This window comes from Sorangium sp. So ce836 (assembly GCF_028553905.1).
Classification (GTDB): domain Bacteria; phylum Myxococcota_A; class Polyangia; order Polyangiales; family Polyangiaceae; genus Sorangium; species Sorangium cellulosum_D.
Window position 1 is genome coordinate 4,951,402 of record NZ_CP102233.1, and the last position, 14,177, is coordinate 4,965,578.

A 14,177-nucleotide genomic window follows, 5' to 3' on the forward strand; every position below is an offset into this window, starting at 1 on the left:
CCAACCGATGATGGAGGGGATAGCTACCGGCGCGCCATGTCCTTGTGGCGACGCACGCTGTCGTCCTCGGCCGGCGGCATCTCGGACGCGACCTCGGACGGGGCCGGCGCCGCCTTCGTGCGGCTCTGTTCGCTGGCTTGTGCGGCCGGATCGGCGCCGCCCGTCGCGGTCGCGGGCGCGCTCGGGGTGGCGCTGTCGGGTGCGCCGGGGACGGCGGCGGCGGTGGTGCTCGCCCGCGCGCTGGCGGGCGCCTCGGCCTGCGCGCGATTCCGGACGGCGGTCACCGCCTTGTCGGCCGCCCGGGCGAGCTGCGTGGTGACGGCCGCGGGCGGGAAGGGGAGCTTCGGGTCCACGAAGAGCTCGAGCTTCAGGATCGTGTGGTGCTCGTCGACCGCGCGGAGCCGCCACCGGGCGCGGAAATCGGCGACATTGCCGCGCTTGTGGCGCCCGGAGATCACCTCGTCGGCGCCGTCCTTCGTGGGCGGCGACATGTCGGCGACGGTCCAGATGTGCGCGGCGCCGTTCAGGATCGGCACCTGGAGATAGACCTCGCTCGTGCCCTTGCGCTTCGCGAGCACGCGGCTCTGGTCAAAGGAGGTGATGAACGACTTGTAGCTACCGTAGGAGGTGACGATCTTCCGGACGGCCGGCAGGGGCGCCTTGATGAGGATCGCCGCGCCCCCTGTGTCGATCGTGGAGGCCGGCCCGGTGGTCTTCAGCGTGTACCGGAGCGCTTTGCCGAGCGACGCGAGCTTCTCGGACTCGGCGTCGGCGGCGCGGGCCGCGCGTGGCGAGAGCGAGAGGGCGAGGACGGCGAGCGAGAAGGCGATCAGGGACAGGGACCACCACTTCTTCATGGACTCTCCTGTGCGATCAGCGTCCGTCGGCGTGTGGCTACCGGCCACGTCGCGGGCGTGCGCCTCGGGCGGCGAGAGCGCGGCCGCTCGATAGATGTAACTCGCTGAGCGGGCAGCCGCACCCCTGCACGCTACAGAAAATGTGCTGTCTTCGGCGGAGGTCGGAATTCAGCGATCGGCGTCGGAGCGCTTCGCGGTCGAGCCGCGCTGCGCGACGCCGCCGCTGTCCTCGGCGGTCTTCGCGCCTTGTCCGGCGACATCGGCGTCGGGCTCGGAGGACGCCGCGGGCGGCCGCAGAGGCCGCTCGCCAGCGTCGTCTTCGAGCGGGGCCATCTTGCACGACCCGTCGAATTGCACGCCGCGATCGATGAAGATGGCGGGCGCGTGCAGCGCGCCGGTCACCTTGGAGGGCGCGTAGAGCTCGATGGCGTCGCGGGCGCGGATGCTCGCCTGGACCTCGCCGCCGGTGACGATGCAGGTGACCACGTGGATCTCTCCGATCACGAGCGCCCCCTCGCCGATGACGAGCACGTCTTCGCCGCGGATCTCGCCGCGGAAGCTGCCGTCGATGCGCACCCGGCCCTCGAAGAAGAGCTTGCCCTCGAAGTGCGTGCCGCGGCCCAGGAGGGCGTTGATCTCGGTGGGCCGGTGGCCCCCTGCGTCGTCGCCGCGGGGGCCTCCGGGGGATCGCGACGAGAGGGGCGAGTCCCTGTCGCCCGGGAAGGACATCGGGTCCATGGCTCGTTGGCTTACTTCAGCCATCGTCACATTCGCAACGGCGGCGCGCGTCAGCGCGGTAACGCGCGCGCGGCGGTGGCCATAAATGTTTAATAGTTTCGCATACTTATTGGCGAATTGCGGCGGGGTACGTTTTCTGCAAAGAGCGCGGCTCGAGCAGGGTTCCCGGCGCGTTGGGGCCGGGGGGCGTGCGGAGCGCGGGCGGACGTCTGGCCGAGCGCGCGGTGGAGCGTGAGGGTCGGAAGCGACCAGGAGAGGGAGTGCAGATGACGTTCCGTTCGTTGCTTGTGGCTGCCGGTGTCCTGGGCAGCATCTCGGTGGCGTCCGCGCAAACGCCGCCCGAGCCGCCGAAAGCTCCGCCACCCGATCCGGCTCCGCCCGCCGGGCAAGCTCAGCCGACTGCTCCCGTGCCGGCTGCCCCGGAAGCGTCCGCGCCCGCTCCCGGTACCCCTGCCGCGCCCGGTGCCGCTGCCGCGCCCGGTGCCGCTGCCGCGCCCGGTGCTCCCGCTGCTGCCCCTGCCGTTGCTGCTCAGCCCGCGGAGCCGGCGCCTCCGGCAGAGCCGCCGCCTCCGGCGGAGCCGCCGTCGCCCGCGCAGACCCCGGGACCGGAGCCAGGGCCGATCACATCGCCCGCGGTGCGGTGGAGCCAGGGCACCGCGGCCGACGCCGTGCTCGAAGAGGAGGAGGAGACGACCCTGCGCTGGCGCGGGTCGACGTTCACCTGGAACCAGGGCGGCAGCACGACCCTGTTCGGCGTCGGCGGGGAGTACATCCCGGCCGACCAGGTCTACGGCTGGGACTTCACCCTCCGGCCGAACTTCTACGTGCTCGACCGGCCGAAGGACAAGGTGTCGGTGTCCGCCGAGATCGGCTGGGTCACCGAGCTCACGAACAGCGACATCACGACGACCTACCGGGAGCCGCAGTTCAAGGACATCGCGCTCAACGGCCGGTACAGCCGCGAGCTCTGGGAGAGCGGCGGCGCGGACCGCGGCGAGTACAAGACCGACGCCGCCATGCGGCTGCGCCTGATCCTGCCGACCTCCCCGACGAGCTGGAACTCCGGCAAGTACTTCACCGTATCGGTCGGCCCGCAGCTCATCCAGAAGATCAAGCTCCTCGGCGCGAAGGCCGACGGGCTCAACCACGTGACGGCGACGCTCGGCGTGAGCTACTCCCACCTGTTCTCGGATTCGTACACGCCGGTGAGGGAGGGCCTCGGGCGACAGAGGATGACCCCGAGCGGCGAGGTGGCGCCCGACGACCAGCTGACCGGCACGTCGCTGGCGACGGATCGTCTGGCCACGAGCCTCCAGGTCGACCTGCCGCTCTACCAGGACCTCTCCCTGGGGACGAGCTTCGCCCTGCTCAGCGACTTCAAGCACGAGTTCGAGGGGGGATGCGCCGAGACGTCGACCGGCTGCGCCCCCTACGAGGGCTCTCAAGGGCCCACGTACGTGCCCCAGACGGCCTTCGACGTCAGCCTGAACTACCCGATCTTCGAGGTCGTCGACCTCACGCTCGGATACAACAACACGAACCTCCAGCTCGGCCTCGACGGCAGGCGCAGGAGCTTCTTCTACAGCCCCACAGCGCAGTTCTACCTCGACATCACCGCCAACCTCGACGTCATCTACTCGAAGGTGACCGGTCGCGGGAAGAAGGTCGAGGCGCCGGGCACCGCCAGCGCCGCGAGCCGCCTCCAGCTGTAGCCCCGCGCGTCATGCGCGCCCGCGGCTCTCGCCGGTGGTCAGCCCGCCGGCGATGAGGTGCGCGGCGCGCAGCGGCTCGGGGAGGTGGCCGTGCACGGAGAGCCGCGCGAGCAGCGCGCTCGTGTCCTCCGGCGAGATCCCGGCGCGCTGCACGTACACGCCCCCGACGGGCTCCATCGGCCCGGCGCGCTCGATGAGCGCCCACTTGCGGCGCCCGCCCCGCACGCGCGAGAGCAACGCGTCGCGGATCGCGTCGAGGTTCGGGAGGCGCCGCGCCACCACCACGACCGGGAGGGCGAGGGCGTCGCGCAGCGCCGCGATGTCGACCACGTTGAACCCCGCCACCGCGATGCCCTGGAGCAGGACCACCTGCGCCTGCGCATAGAAGCGGGAGCCGCGGATCATCGCGGCGATCGCCGGGGTGGCGTTCCGCCCGTCGCGGCGGGCGCGGGTGGAGAGCACCCCCTCGAGGCGCAGCCCCGCGAAGACGGCCCCGACCACCGGCACGTCGCCGCGGTGATCGCGGGCGAACGGCGCGTCGTCGACGCCGATGACGTGGGAGAGGCGGGCGACGCGGGGCGGCACGCGCCGAGCTTAACGCGCTGCCGTCTTTTCCGGGCCAGGCGCACGTGCTGTACTTGGTAGCGTGCGACCTCCCCGGCATCTCTCGCTGAGCCTCTCGCTGGCCCTCGGCCTCGCCTCGCCGCTCGCCCTCGCGCAGGGCGCGCCCGCCGCCCCGGCCGCCCCGAAGGCCGCGCCGGCGCCCGCGAACGCCGCCCCGCAGAAGGCGGCGGCCGGCAGCCCGCGCGGCCAGAGCGCCGGCGCGGCGCAGCCCGCCCGGCAGCGCGCCGCCCGCGCGCGCAAGCCGAAGCCGAAGGACGCGCAGGCCGATCTCACCGGGCGGCCGGTCGCCACCTTCCCCGGCTTCCGGATGCTCCCGACCGGGGGCTCGCGCGTGTTCGTGCAGATCCACGGCGGCAAGGTCGACGTCGCCGAGTCGAAGGCCGCGGGGCGCCTCGTCTACCGGATGAAGGGGGCGGGGGCGATCCAGACGAACCGCTTCCCGCTCGTCACCTCGTTCTTCGCGACCCCGGTGACCCAGGTGCAGCTCGTCGACCAGGGCAACGATCTCGACATGGTGATCGAGCTGCGCGCGCAGGCCGACGCGACCTACCGCGTGATCGAGACCGACCAGGGGATGGTGCTCCAGGTCGACTTCCCCGCGTTCATCCCCGCGCAGAGCGCCGCGGCCCAGTCCGGGGAGACGCGGCAGCGCGCGGTCCGCCGCACGATCTCGCGAGAATCCGAGCAGGGCGACGGGAGCTCGGACGAGCTCTAGCGCTCTGCCGGCCTACCCCGGCGTGGCGACCGCCTCCGGCCGCGCCTTCTCACCGCGCGGGCCCGCGTCCGGCGCCGGGACCTCCTCGCTCAGCGCGGCGGCCGCGAGCGTGACGAGGACCATCCACAGCGCGTCGGCGAGCAGGAGGTGGACGAGCTGCATCCACACCGGCGCGAGCAGGAGCAGGTTGACGACCCCGGCGACGATCTGCAGCAGCACGAGCCCTCCGGTCGCCGCGGAGAGTCGCTCGACCAGCGGCGAGGGGCGCCGGGCCGCGATCGCGCCGCGGGCGTAGAGCAGGTAGACGCTCACGACCGCCGCCACGACCGGGTGCAGGACGCGCAGCGACACCAGGAAGTGCGCCGCGGGCGAGAAGTCCTGCGCGAAGCCCTCGCGGAGCGAGCCCGCAGCGAAGAGGGTGTCGCCGAGCGCCGCGATCGCCCCGGTCACGCCGACCGTGAGGACGCCCGCGAGCGCGGCGGCGAGCAGCGCGCCCGTCGCGCCCTGGCCGCGCAGGCGCACCCTTCGGCCGCCGCGCGCCCAGTAGAGCGTGCACGTCATGGCGCCCACGAGCAGGAACGTGTTGATGAGGTGCACCGCCATCCAGAGCGCGCGGGCCGCCGACGCGTCGTGGGCGACGTACTCGAGCAGGACGATGCCGGCGCCGACCGCCGCCTCGGTCACCATGAACAGCATCGACGCCGCCGCGCCGCCGCGCACCGGGTGCCCCGCCGGATAGGCGACCAGGGCCCAGACGAGCTGCAGGGCCACGAGCAGGAAGGCGACGCCCGAGGTGGCGCGGTGCGTGAACTCGATGAAGGTCGCCGCGCTCGGAGAGCGGGGGATGACGTCGCCGTTGCACGTCGGCCAGTGGCTGCCGCAGCCGGCCCCCGAGCCGGTCGCGCGCACGAACGCGCCCCACAGGATCACGCCGAGCGTGAAGGCCAGCGCGAGCGCCGCGAGCTTCCAGAACCGCGCCTGATTCATGCGGGGTCCTTACCGCGAAACCAGCGCGACGGCAGCCCGCGCGCGAGCGGGAACGCGCGCGCGCCCCCTGCGGCGGCCGGCGCCGCGCCGGCGACCGGCCCGCGCGACCGGCGGCGCGCGGGCTTCCGCTGTCGTGCGATCTCGTTGCGCCCGGCCCCGCCCGAAGGGAGGATGTGCCCGTGCCGAACAGCGAGGACATCCGAGGCGCGCCGCTCTCTGTGCCGGCCGAGCTCCTGAGCAGCCGACCGGCGAGAATCGTGGTCGCCGACGACGACCGCCTCGCGCGCCAGATGCTGGTGAGCATCCTCCACAAGGCCGGCTTCCAGGTCGAGGCGGTCGACGACGGTCAGGAGGCGATCGAGCTCATCGGGCGCGGCGGGGTCGACCTCGCGCTCCTCGACATCGTGATGCCCCGGCTCACCGGCCTCGAGGCGTGCCGGCTGCTGAAGAGCATGACCGCCGAGTCGTTCCTCCCCGTCGTCCTCGTCACGGTGAAGGCCGACACGGCGAGCCGGGTCGAGGGGCTCAAGATCGGCGCCGACGACTACGTGTGCAAGCCGTTCGAGGAGGAGGAGCTCCTCGCGCGCGTCGGGGCGATGCTCCGGATCAAGCGGCTGCACGACCACGTCGCGGCGCAGCGCGCTTACCTGGAGCAGCTCTCCATCCACGACGAGATGACGGGGCTCTACAACTACCGCTACCTCTTCACGCGGCTCAACGAGGAGTTCAAGCGCGCGGAGCGCTACCACGAGCCGTTCGCCTGCGTGCTCGTCGACATCGATCGGCTGAAGGCGATGAACGAGATCGGCGGGCGCACGCTCGGCGACGCGGTGATCCGGCGCGTGGCCGACGGGATCCGCCGCTCGGTCCGGGAGGTCGACGTGGTCGCGCGCTACGGCGGCGAGGAGTTCCTCATCGTCCTGCCGAGCACGCACTTCGCCGGCTCGCTGACCGTGGCCGAGCGGATCTGGCGCGAGGCGTCCGGCAACCCGGTCGAGTTCGGCGGCGCCTCGCGGCCCTGCAGCGTGTCGATCGGCGTCTCGCTCTACCCCTCGCGCGACGTCCGCTCCAAGGACGCGCTGATCCGCGCCGCCGAGAGCGCGCTCCACCAGGCGAAGCGCGAGGGCGGCAACCGGATCTGCGTCTTCCAGCAGCACGGCCAGATCTACACGCCGACGGGGAGCGCCGAGCCGCCGCCCCCGCCGCCCCCGCCGCCGCCCAAGCTCCGGAAGTCCAGCGATCCCGCCTTCGCCGCGGCCCAGGACGAGCCGAGGGAGCCGCAGACGCGCCGGGGCACCGATCTCCCCCCGCGCAAGCCGCTCTAGTCCCGCCCCGCCGCTCCGCCTCGTGAACGCTCGAGCTCGCGCCCGCATCCTCCTCGTCGACGACGAGCCGGCCCAGCGCCGCAACCTCGCGCGCGCGCTCGTGCGCGACTTCGACGTCCTCACCGCGGAGGACGGCCCCGCGGCGCTCGGGCTGCTCGCGACCACCCGCGTCGAGGCGGTGCTGCTCGACCTCGCCATGCCGCGCATGAGCGGCGCCGAGGTGCTCGAGCAGATCAAGGCGGCGCACCCCGACGTCGAGGTCGTGGTGATGGCCGGCCACGCCGAGCTCGACGCCGCGGTCGCGGCCGTGCGCGCCGGCGCGTACGCCTTCGTGACGAAGCCGGTCGAGCCCGAGGCCGCGCTCTCGATCGCCGTCGAGCGCGCGATCGAGCGCCGGCGGCTCGAAGCCCGCGCGCGGGCCCTCGAGGAGCGCGTCGGCGAGCACGAGCTGCTCGGCGAGGTGATCGCGAGCTCCGTCGCGATGCAGGACGCCTACCGGAGGGCGCTCGGCGTGGCGTCCGTGGCCGCGCCCCTCCTGCTCGTGGGCGAGCGCGGCACGGGCAAGGAGCTCGTCGCGCGCGCCGTCCACCGGCGCGGGCCGCGCGCCGGGCGGCGGTTCGTCGCGGTCGACTGCAGCGCGCTCCCGGCGCCGCGCGCCGAGGAGGAGCTCTTCGGCGAGGGCCGCGGCGCCTCGCCGGACGGGGGCGTCGGCGGGGGCCTGATCGACGCCGCGGACGGGGGCACGCTCTTCCTCGACGAGGTCTCGGCGCTGCCGCTCGCGGCCCAGGCCAGGCTGCTGCGGGTCCTCACGCACGGCGAGGTCGCCGGGGCGGGGGCCGCCGGGGCGGCGGGCGAGCCGCGCCGGGCCGACGTCCGCGTCATCGCGTCGACGTGCGCCGACCTGAGGGCGCGCGCCGCCGCCGGCGAGTTCCGGGAGGACCTCCTCTACCGCCTCGGCGTCATCGTCATCGAGCTGCCGCCGCTCCGCCGGCGCCGGGAGGACATCGCGCTGCTCGCGAGCCACTTCCTGCAGCGGTGCGCGCGCCGGCACGGGCGCGGCGTCGCGCGGATCGGCCCCGAGGCGGCGCGCCTCCTGCGCGAGCACGCCTGGCCGGGCAACGCCGGCGAGCTCGAGAGCGCGATCGAGCACGCCGTCCTCTCCGCGCGCGGCGACGCGATCCTGCCCGCGGATCTGCCGCCGGCGGTGTCGGGGCGCGCCGGGCCGGATCGGCGCCCTCCGAGGGACGCGCTCGTCCTGCCCGCGCAGCTCTGCGAGCTCCCGTACGCGGAGGCCAAGGAGCGCGCCATCGAGGCGTTCGATCGGATCTACATCGGGCGCCTGCTGCAGCGCACCGGCAACAACCTCAGCGAGGCGGCGCGGCAGGCGGGCATGGATCGCTCGAATTTCCGGAGGCTCAAGAAAAAGGTCGCGTCGCGAGGGGACGAGGCGGCGGTGGGGGACGCGGCAGCGGAGGGGGAAGGCCCAGGGGAGGGAGACGGCGCCGGGGAGGGGGAAGGCCCAGGGGAGGGAGACGGCGCCGGGGAGGGGGAAGGCCCGGGGGAGGAGGACGGGGACGGCGCGGAGACGGCGGCGCCGCCGCGCAGGGGCGGCGCGGGCTGACGCGCGCGGCGGCAGAGCGCGCCGCGCAAGCGCGTGGCCGGCTCGTGCTACGTTGCGCCGAAAATGGCCCGACGCGCTGCACGAGGTGCTCTTGTCGCCGCCGCCGTCTCCCTCGCGGTCCGGCTCGCCCCGCTCCCCGTCGCCGCTGCCGATACCGGCGGCGCTCCCCGGCGGCAGGCGGCGGTTGTCCTCGATCTCCCGCGCGTGCTGGCGCTCGCCGACCGCAACCACCCTCACGTCCTCGCCGCCCGCGCGAAGCTGAGCCAGGTCCGCGCGCAGCTCGACGAGGCCCACTACGCCCCGTTCTCGCAGTTCAAGCTGACCGGCGGCGTCGCGCTCGCGCCGACCGTCCGCGGCAACAACATCTTCAGCCCGAACACCGACGTCTCGCTCACCTCGAGCCTCGGGGTCGCCTGGCGCGCGAACATCGACGGGGTGGTGCCGCTCTGGACCTTCGGGAAGATCACGAGCCTCTGGGACGCCGCCGAGGCGAACGTCCGCGTGAACCAGGCGAGCGTGGAGAAGGAGCGGGACGCGGTGCGGCTCGACGTCCGCAAGGCCTACTTCGGCCTCCAGCTCGCGCGCGACTCGCGGAGCCTGCTCACGGACGTGCGGACCGAGATGGACAAGGCGCTCCGGCGCCTGGAGGAGCAGGTCGAGCGCGAGGAGGGCGATCCGATCGAGCTGCTCAAGCTGCAGACCTTCGGGGCCGAGCTCGAGGCGCGCGGGGCCGAGGTCGAGAAGTACATCTCGGTCGCGCTGGCCGGGCTGCGCTTCTACACGGGCGTCCCGGAGCTCGACATCCCCGACGTCCCGATCCGCCCGCCGAAGCACCGGCTCGGGCACGTCAGCCGTTACCTGACCGCGGCGCGCCTGTACCGGCCGGAGCTCGCGCAGGCGCGCGCGGGCCTCGACGCGAGGTCCGCGCAGGTGCGGCTCGCGCGCGCGCAGCTGTTCCCCGACATCGGCATCGGGCTGCAGGCCGGCGTGAGCGCCGCGCCCGAGGTCGCGGATCAGCTGAACCCGTTCACCAGCGACCCCGGCAACTACTTCCACTACGGCGCCGCGCTCGTGCTGCAGTGGAAGCTCGACCTGCTCCCCCAATCGGCGCGCATCCGCTTCGCCGAGGCGCAGCTCGAGGAGATGGCCGCGACGCAGCGCTTCGCCATGGGCGGGGTCGCGACCGAGGTCGAGACCGCCTACGCCGAGGTCGTGGAGGCCCAGAAGCGTCTCGACGCCTACACGAAGGCGGCCAAGTACGGGAAGCGCTGGCTCGTGATGGTCCAGCAAGGAATCGACGTCGGGACGATGGCGGAGAAGGACCTGATTGATCCAGCCAAGGCGTACGCCACGAACCGCTTCAACCAGCTGAACGCGACGATGGAGCTCGACATGGCGATGTCGCGCCTCGCGAAAGCGACCGGCTGGGACGCGATCGCTCCGGACGGCAGCTGACCGAGGGGGCGGCCGCGCTGAGCGCGTGGGCTGCCTCGCCGGCGCCTCGCCGCCCCCGTCCGACCTTCACCGCGGCTTGAACGCGACCGTCCTTGGCACTACGGTGGCGCGCCAGCACATGGGAGCCAACGACGAGCGGGCGCCGCGCAGGGGGGCTTTGGCAGCGAGCGGGGATGCGGCGGGGCGCGGCGCGGGCGGCGCGTCGGGCGCCTCCAGCATCGCGTTCTCGGTCCTGCTCGCCGCGTCGGCCCTCGCCATCATCGGGACGCTCCATTTCGTCGCCTACGTCGTGCCGACGGAGGCCTCGATGGGGGTCGTGCAGAAGATCTTCTACTTCCACGCCCCGGCCGGCTACGCGATGTACCTCGGCGCCACCGCCTGCTTCATCGGCTCGGCCGGCTACCTCGCGCGCGGCACGCAGTGGTGGGACTCGCTGGCGAAGGCCGGCGCGCAGGTCGCCGTGGCGATGGGGCTGATCGTCCTCATCACCGGCCCGCTGTGGGCCGCCAAGGCGTGGGGCGTGTACTGGACGTGGGACCCGCGCCTGACGACCTCGCTCCTCAGCGTCCTTATCTACATCGCCTATGTCGTGCTCCGCGCCTTCACGGGCGACAGCGACGCCGAGCGCAAGTTCGCCGCGGCCCTCGGCGTCCTCGGCGCGGCCAACCTGCCGATCATCCATTATTCGGTGAAGATGTGGGGCGGCAACCACCCCACGGTCATCACGGGCAAGGGCGGTGGCCTCGGGCACCCCGACATGAAGCTGGCGCTCGGCTTCGGCTTCCTCTCGTTCACCCTGCTCTCCCTCGCGCTCCTGTGGGCGCGCCTCCGCGTCGATCTCGCGTCCGCGCGGCTCGCGGAGATCGAGCAAGAGGCCCTCGAAGTCGGTATCGGAGAGGACTGACAACGTGAAATCCCTTCATTCCTTGTTCTCCCACGCGGCCCTGCAGCAACCGACGGGCACGGTCACGGACGACCGAGCGCAGGCGTTCCGCCCCGTGGAGGGCGGGAACGAGATGCAGAGCGGCGAGAAGCTGCTCGTCGAGGCCTACGCCGCGATCTGGCTCATCATCTTCGGGCTGGTCTTCCTCTCCTGGCGCCGGCAGAAGCAGATCGACCGGCGCATCGACGCGCTCGAGGCCGCCGTGCGGAAGGCGCGGGCGGGCGCGGGCGCGGGTCAGGGGACGAGCTGATGCCGAACCTCGGGGAGATGACCCCGCAGCACGCGCTCTACATCCCCGTGGTGCTGATGCTGGGGCTGATCATCGGCTATATCCTGGGCAGCCGCGCCGTGCGCGCCGAGCTCGAGCGACGCAAGCGCAGAATGAAGGAGTGAGCCGGGGGCGCGAGCCCTCGTCCCCGTTGCCGGCGGGCTCGGCGAGCGCCGTCCCTGCCGTACTAGCCGGAGGTCACGTGGTCGATTTCTCTGTGAGCGAAGAGCACAAGGCTCTCATCGATACGGCGCGTCGCTTCACGAAGGAGCGCATCACCCCGATCGCGGCCGACTGCGATCAGAAGTCGTACTTCCCGATGGACGTCTTCGTGGAGGGCTGGAACATCGGCCTGGTCAACCCGACCTGTCCGGCCGAGTACGGCGGCCCGGGGATGGGCGAGATCGAGAACGCCCTCCTCGCCGAGGAGCTCTCGTACGGGTGTACCGGCATCCAGACGAGCTTCCTCGCGAACGGGCTCGCGCTCACGCCGATCAAGCTCGCGGGCAGCGAGGAGCAGAAGAAGAAGTACCTCGGCATGCTCACCGCCGAGCCGATCATGGCGAGCTACTGCACGAGCGAGCCGGACGCGGGCAGCGACGTCGCGGGGCTCAAGACCCGCTTCACGAAGCACGGGGACGACTACGTGCTGAACGGGCAGAAGTGCTGGATCACGAACGCGAGCTACGCGCGCTACTACGTGATCTTCGCGACCTCGAACCCGGAGCTCCGGCACAAGGGGATCGCGGCGTTCATCGTCGATCGGGACACGCCCGGCCTCCGCGTCGGCAAGAAGGAGGACAAGCTCGGCCAGCGGGCGAGCGACACGGCGCAGGTGTTCCTCGAGGACGTGAAGGTGCCGAAGCAGAACCTCCTCGCGGCGGAGGGGCACGGCTTCAAGCTCGCGATGGAGACCTTCAACCAGACCCGCCCCGACATCGGCGCGGCCGCGACGGGCCTGATGCGGCGCTGCCTCGACGAGTGCGTGGCCTACGCCAAGGAGCGCAAGACGTTCGGCCAGCCGATCGGCAACCATCAGCTGATCCAGTGGATGCTCGCGGAGATGGCGATCCGCGTCGAGGGGACGCGCCTGCTCTACCAGAAGGCCGCGTGGAACCTCGATCACGGGGTGCGCGACCCCATCGTCTCGAGCTTCGCGAAGGCCTACGGCGCCGACAGCGCCATGCAGACCGCCGTGGACGCCGTCCAGGTGTTCGGCGGCAACGGCTACGTCAAGGAGTACCCCGTCGAGAAGATGATGCGCGACGCGAAGGTCCTCCAGATCTACGAAGGCACGAGCCAGATCCAGCGCATCCTCATCGCGCGCCAACTCCTGTCGTAGCGCGCGGCGCGTCGCGGGGGCCGGCAGGGCGCCGGGGGAGCGGTCGCCCCTTCCGGCGTCCCGCCCTTCGCCGGCTCGCGATGCCCTCGACGGCGCCCGCCGCCGCCGCTCCGGCCCGCCGCGGGGGCGGACGGCGTCAGGTCTGCGGGTGCCAGATCAGCGTCAGCTCGGGGCCCAGCGTGAGGGCCAGACCCTCGGCGGGGATCATCACGCGGCGCACCTTCTGGCCCGCGTACCTCGTCCCGTTCGTCGAGCAGAGATCGAGGGCCATGACCTCGGTGCCGTCGCGCAGGAGCAGCAGGTGGGTCCGCGAGATGTGGGTGCTCAGGACGGCGCGCAGCCCGCGATCCAGGCAGTTGTCCGCGCGCCCGAGCAGCACGCCGTCGTCGAGCGCCTGCTCGGGCAGCTCGACCGCGGCGCTGCGCTCGCTCGACTGCAGCGTGAGCCGCACGTACCCGGTCTTCGCCCGCGGCGCGACCATCTCCTCGATGTGCGAGACGGGCCGCACCGACGTGATGTGCGAGATCTCCCCGCGGGCGAAGCGGTGGCTGGTCGTGATGCCCTCGGTCGGCGCCGGGGGCACGGCGCCGTCCGAGGGCTTCTCCGAGACGCTCTCGAGCCCGCGCGGCGGCTCGCTCATCCCGCACGAGCTCACCTGCATCACCCGCGACGAGGCGCGCGGCCCGACCGGGAGCCCGCCTACCACGTGCTTGCCGATGCGCACGAGCAGCGGGCCGCTGACCACGATCGAGCGCCGCGGCACGTCGTCGTCCACGAAGAACGGGATCGAGGTCTGCAGATCCATGAGCCGCAGGCCGAAGCCGCCGTCGGGCAGGTTGCAGCACGTGGCGACCAGGTGCCGCACGCACACGTCGTCGCCCGACGCGAACTTCACGTCGCAGCGCGGGTGCGAGCCGAACACGGCGTACGCGCCGGTGTTCGCGGGCATGTCCAGCCACGCGACGTCGCCGCCCGACACCCGGAACAGCCGGTAGCCCTCGATCATCGGCGACTCGGGCGGGTTCAGCGCCATCACCGCCTCGGCGGTGGACAGGGCGCGCCGCATCGTCGCGACGTCGATCCGCGGTTGCACGGTCATCGCGCGCTCCAGGCGACGCGCCGAGCCGCGCGCGGCATCGTCCGCGGCGCCGGCCTGCCAGGCTCGAGCGTGAACGGCGGAATCGCTGAGCGGGCCTGCGGCGGCGCCGCGGCAGGGGCGAGCGTGGTGGATGGCAGACAGCAGCAAGGCCTCATGCGGTCGAGCCGAATCCTACCGGAATTTTTCGTCTGAGGCTCTTTCGCTGCACGTCCTGAATCTGCTGCGGCCGCTGGGCGAGGGGCGAGACGACGGATGTCCGGCTCAGCTCACGCCGACGCTGACCTCCGCAACGAGCTCGCCGCCCCAGCGCCAGAAGGCGACCGAGCGGCTGAACAGGAGGATGACCTCCAGCCCGAGCCCACCGCCGAATTCGAGCCGAAAGCGCCCGACGTCCACCTCGATGAGTTGCATGCCCCCGGAAGACGCGAGAGTCGGGCCAACCGTGGATCCGTGCGCGTTGCACGCTGGTGTGTCCGCCGGGGGCACGGCCT

Annotated in this window: 15 protein-coding genes; 9 read left to right on the forward strand and 6 right to left on the reverse strand. The window is 72.7% G+C overall.

The window, feature by feature from the left end:
* Positions 1 to 23: 23 nt before the first annotated feature.
* Both NQZ70_RS18065 and NQZ70_RS18070 read right to left on the reverse strand, forming a co-directional pair.
* Positions 24 to 857 (reverse strand): SRPBCC family protein, encoded by an 834-nt coding sequence (locus tag NQZ70_RS18065; protein ID WP_129575324.1) that lies wholly within the window; start codon positions 855 to 857, stop codon positions 24 to 26.
* Between the two features lie 168 nt (positions 858 to 1,025).
* Positions 1,026 to 1,595 carry a polymer-forming cytoskeletal protein gene (locus tag NQZ70_RS18070; protein WP_237245395.1) on the reverse strand — a complete coding sequence of 190 codons (570 nt, stop codon included), beginning with the start codon at positions 1,593 to 1,595 and terminating at the stop codon, positions 1,026 to 1,028.
* Positions 1,596 to 2,230: 635 nt separating this feature from the next.
* Here NQZ70_RS18070 and NQZ70_RS18075 point away from each other — a divergent pair.
* Positions 2,231 to 3,307, forward strand: coding sequence for a hypothetical protein (locus NQZ70_RS18075; protein WP_129575325.1), 1,077 nt, complete (start codon positions 2,231 to 2,233; stop codon positions 3,305 to 3,307).
* Between the two features lie 9 nt (positions 3,308 to 3,316).
* On the opposite strand, the gene NQZ70_RS18080 is transcribed toward NQZ70_RS18075, so the two are convergent.
* Positions 3,317 to 3,892: a DUF99 family protein gene (locus NQZ70_RS18080; RefSeq protein ID WP_129575326.1), complete on the reverse strand. Its 576-nt coding sequence runs from the start codon at positions 3,890 to 3,892 to the stop codon at positions 3,317 to 3,319.
* A gap of 61 nt (positions 3,893 to 3,953) precedes the next feature.
* On the opposite strand from NQZ70_RS18080, the gene NQZ70_RS18085 reads away from it, so the two are divergent.
* The gene (locus NQZ70_RS18085) at positions 3,954 to 4,646 is read left to right on the forward strand and encodes a hypothetical protein (RefSeq protein ID WP_129575327.1); all 693 of its coding nucleotides are present in this window, start codon (positions 3,954 to 3,956) and stop codon (positions 4,644 to 4,646) included.
* Between the two features lie 12 nt (positions 4,647 to 4,658).
* On the opposite strand, the gene NQZ70_RS18090 is transcribed toward NQZ70_RS18085, so the two are convergent.
* Positions 4,659 to 5,633 (reverse strand): COX15/CtaA family protein, encoded by a 975-nt coding sequence (locus NQZ70_RS18090; protein ID WP_129575328.1) that lies wholly within the window; start codon positions 5,631 to 5,633, stop codon positions 4,659 to 4,661.
* A 179-nt stretch (positions 5,634 to 5,812) separates the two neighbouring features.
* On the opposite strand from NQZ70_RS18090, the gene NQZ70_RS18095 reads away from it, so the two are divergent.
* From NQZ70_RS18095 to NQZ70_RS18125, 7 genes are all read left to right on the forward strand, one after another.
* Positions 5,813 to 6,958 carry a diguanylate cyclase gene (locus NQZ70_RS18095; protein ID WP_129575329.1) on the forward strand — a complete coding sequence of 382 codons (1,146 nt, stop codon included), beginning with the start codon at positions 5,813 to 5,815 and terminating at the stop codon, positions 6,956 to 6,958.
* A gap of 22 nt (positions 6,959 to 6,980) precedes the next feature.
* Complete coding sequence (locus NQZ70_RS18100; protein WP_129575330.1) at positions 6,981 to 8,579, forward strand: sigma-54 dependent transcriptional regulator; 1,599 nt, start codon at positions 6,981 to 6,983, stop codon at positions 8,577 to 8,579.
* A gap of 63 nt (positions 8,580 to 8,642) precedes the next feature.
* Complete coding sequence (locus NQZ70_RS18105) at positions 8,643 to 10,034, forward strand: TolC family protein (RefSeq protein ID WP_129575331.1); 1,392 nt, start codon at positions 8,643 to 8,645, stop codon at positions 10,032 to 10,034.
* A gap of 118 nt (positions 10,035 to 10,152) precedes the next feature.
* Positions 10,153 to 10,938 carry a cytochrome c biogenesis protein gene (locus NQZ70_RS18110; RefSeq protein ID WP_129575332.1) on the forward strand — a complete coding sequence of 262 codons (786 nt, stop codon included), beginning with the start codon at positions 10,153 to 10,155 and terminating at the stop codon, positions 10,936 to 10,938.
* A gap of 4 nt (positions 10,939 to 10,942) precedes the next feature.
* Positions 10,943 to 11,227, forward strand: coding sequence for a CcmD family protein (locus NQZ70_RS18115; protein ID WP_237245396.1), 285 nt, complete (start codon positions 10,943 to 10,945; stop codon positions 11,225 to 11,227).
* Positions 11,227 to 11,370, forward strand: coding sequence for a hypothetical protein (locus NQZ70_RS18120; protein WP_020735434.1), 144 nt, complete (start codon positions 11,227 to 11,229; stop codon positions 11,368 to 11,370). Before NQZ70_RS18115 ends, NQZ70_RS18120 begins: the two co-directional genes overlap by 1 nt.
* Before the next feature lie 92 nt (positions 11,371 to 11,462).
* A complete protein-coding gene (locus NQZ70_RS18125; protein ID WP_237245397.1) occupies positions 11,463 to 12,587 on the forward strand; it encodes an acyl-CoA dehydrogenase family protein in 1,125 nt (374 codons plus the stop codon).
* Between the two features lie 136 nt (positions 12,588 to 12,723).
* On the opposite strand, the gene NQZ70_RS18130 is transcribed toward NQZ70_RS18125, so the two are convergent.
* Positions 12,724 to 13,686 (reverse strand): FHA domain-containing protein, encoded by a 963-nt coding sequence (locus NQZ70_RS18130; RefSeq protein WP_237245398.1) that lies wholly within the window; start codon positions 13,684 to 13,686, stop codon positions 12,724 to 12,726.
* A 261-nt stretch (positions 13,687 to 13,947) separates the two neighbouring features.
* Complete coding sequence (locus tag NQZ70_RS18135) at positions 13,948 to 14,097, reverse strand: hypothetical protein (protein WP_020735437.1); 150 nt, start codon at positions 14,095 to 14,097, stop codon at positions 13,948 to 13,950.
* Positions 14,098 to 14,177 lie beyond the last annotated feature (80 nt).

What these genes read in the sequence shown, in the direction of transcription:
- NQZ70_RS18110 (WP_129575332.1), top strand. Translation starts at nt 10,153, where the DNA reads ATGGGAGCCAACGACGAGCGGGCGCCGCGCAGGGGGGCTTTGGCAGCG.
- NQZ70_RS18065 (WP_129575324.1), bottom strand. Translation starts at nt 857, where the DNA reads ATGAAGAAGTGGTGGTCCCTGTCCCTGATCGCCTTCTCGCTCGCCGTC.
- NQZ70_RS18120 (WP_020735434.1), top strand. Translation starts at nt 11,227, where the DNA reads ATGCCGAACCTCGGGGAGATGACCCCGCAGCACGCGCTCTACATCCCC.
- NQZ70_RS18105 (WP_129575331.1), top strand. Translation starts at nt 8,643, where the DNA reads ATGGCCCGACGCGCTGCACGAGGTGCTCTTGTCGCCGCCGCCGTCTCC.
- NQZ70_RS18090 (WP_129575328.1), bottom strand. Translation starts at nt 5,633, where the DNA reads ATGAATCAGGCGCGGTTCTGGAAGCTCGCGGCGCTCGCGCTGGCCTTC.
- NQZ70_RS18135 (WP_020735437.1), bottom strand. Translation starts at nt 14,097, where the DNA reads ATGCAACTCATCGAGGTGGACGTCGGGCGCTTTCGGCTCGAATTCGGC.
- NQZ70_RS18070 (WP_237245395.1), bottom strand. Translation starts at nt 1,595, where the DNA reads ATGGACCCGATGTCCTTCCCGGGCGACAGGGACTCGCCCCTCTCGTCG.
- NQZ70_RS18130 (WP_237245398.1), bottom strand. Translation starts at nt 13,686, where the DNA reads ATGACCGTGCAACCGCGGATCGACGTCGCGACGATGCGGCGCGCCCTG.